Source organism: Staphylococcus coagulans (assembly GCF_002901995.1).
Taxonomy (GTDB): domain Bacteria; phylum Bacillota; class Bacilli; order Staphylococcales; family Staphylococcaceae; genus Staphylococcus; species Staphylococcus coagulans.
This window is the reverse complement of record NZ_PPQN01000131.1, coordinates 1-1,108: the sequence shown is the minus strand read 5'-3', so window position 1 is coordinate 1,108 and position 1,108 is coordinate 1. Positions and strand designations below refer to the sequence as shown.

Here is a 1,108-nt window from a genome sequence, read left to right as displayed (position 1 = left end):
ACAGATACTACTCTTTATCATTAATGACAGATATCCCTAGCTATAGGTTGTGGTCTAGTCTAGTTTGTGATACAAGGACCACTCATTGCACTAGAAAAATCGAAAGAAAATCTATAACAATCTTCCTCTGCAAATCATAAATACTTATCAGATTTACTGGTTTAGCATTTAAGCTTTTCCATGGAGATATTTATTATTTTTAGATTTTCTACATTACTAAAGACTTTAAGAAATATGAAAGTATTAAATGTCTTTTACCAAACAGTATTATTAGTAATATAAATTGTTTCAGTTTATTTATCATATAATTGCATCATACCATCAGATTTACTCACTCTTTTAATATGCTTCTTCAAGGTTAATCTTGATTATTTTACATACTTGTTATTTCCAATAATCTTAAAGTATGGTGTTTAAAAGAGACTTATGCTTAGTCAACCTTTTAAGTTTGTATTATCAATGTCTTTCTTCACATTTTTTCGTTTAGTTATAAGTACATTTAAATTCAAAACGATAGTTCTATTTTTTATATTAACTAAATCGTTAATTCTCTTTGTTTTTAATTGAAATTGCATCAAATACTGTAGTACCAAAAGCAAAAATAAATGCCAACATTAACCAATTATCATAAATGCGATTGTCAAAAAAAGACGTAAGTGTAATTTTATCAACCATATTAAAAATACGTGGATTCGGGGGAACGTAGCCTATATACCACATGATAAGAATTGCTACTACAGCGACCATCAATGTTTCAATAAACGTTTTGATTAACTTTTTTATCATAAGTCTTCTCCTTTTTAATTTTATTATACATAACTTTAAAATATTGCAAAGCATGTATTAAATAAAGAATAAATAACAAATACAACCTCACCTTATTTTTTCTCTATTTTAAATACAACCAACTTTTTTTACTTAAAACTAATATATTTCTATACTAACTGTTAGTAATTTTCCAAATCACTTTCTTTTGTTAGAAAATTTATTATCTAATAGATAAAAATTACACTTCCTCGTGATTTTGTTATGAGATTCTTTATTGATTTTCTATCAGTACTGAAAAAATTATGCAATATTCCCTTTCTTTTCTATATATATATATATC

1 protein-coding gene is annotated in these 1,108 nt (G+C 25.3%); it reads right to left on the bottom strand.

What is annotated here, in order from left to right; all coding sequences use genetic code 11:
• Positions 1-543 precede the first annotated feature (543 nt).
• Positions 544-786, bottom strand: a complete 243-nt coding sequence (locus CD118_RS11740; RefSeq protein WP_215727784.1) for a hypothetical protein — start codon at positions 784-786, stop codon at positions 544-546.
• Between the last annotated feature and the right edge of the window lie 322 nt (positions 787-1,108).

Coding starts and splice junctions, on each gene's coding strand:
- CD118_RS11740 (WP_215727784.1), bottom strand. CDS start 786: ATGATAAAAAAGTTAATCAAAACGTTTATTGAAACATTGATGGTCGCT.